At 53.0% G+C, this 551-nt stretch carries 1 pseudogene; it reads left to right on the top strand.

What is annotated here, in order from left to right:
• Positions 1-126: 126 nt before the first annotated feature.
• Positions 127-551: pseudogene (locus E3E28_RS10700) on the top strand (hypothetical protein); the annotation flags it as partial.

Genomic DNA, 551 nt, shown 5'->3' with positions numbered 1-551 from the left:
TGGGTGTTAACTGCACACGGAGGAAAACGCTCCATTGGGGGAATAAAGCCGTCTAAGGCTCCCTAAGAAAATGTGCAGTGGGGGCCTAATTTTTGTTAAGAATAAACGACACGGAGGTTTGGGATAGTGGAGAGTACACACTCGAACTGGTGGGTTCCAGATGACTTCCTCGCTCGCCTGCGGAAGAAGGTCAGTCCAGAAAAGCTAGCCCAATACGGCATGAACGACATACGCCAAGCCTACTACGGCCCTTACCTAGGCCTGAGGCTCGACGACGGCAGCAGAGCGCCGCAGTTCCTCCCCTACAAAGCAGGCTTCGCCAGCCACATCCTATTCCTCGGCAGGAGCGGCTACAGAAAGACCAGCATCATGAGGGCCCTTGCAGAGGGACTCTACGACTACTTCTACCTGAACGGCAGAAAGGCCCTCATCATAGTCATTGAGGCAAAATACGACAAGCCAAAAGTCCAGAAGCTCAAAGAGTTCAGGAACTACATCGTCGACCACTTCGGCTACGACTACCTCCAAGAAAACTACCCCTGGCTTGAGAG

The organism is Thermococcus sp. 21S9 (assembly GCF_012027635.1).
GTDB lineage: Archaea > Methanobacteriota_B > Thermococci > Thermococcales > Thermococcaceae > Thermococcus.
Note: the sequence above shows the minus strand (reverse complement) of the source record. Positions and strands in the feature narration are given on the sequence as shown.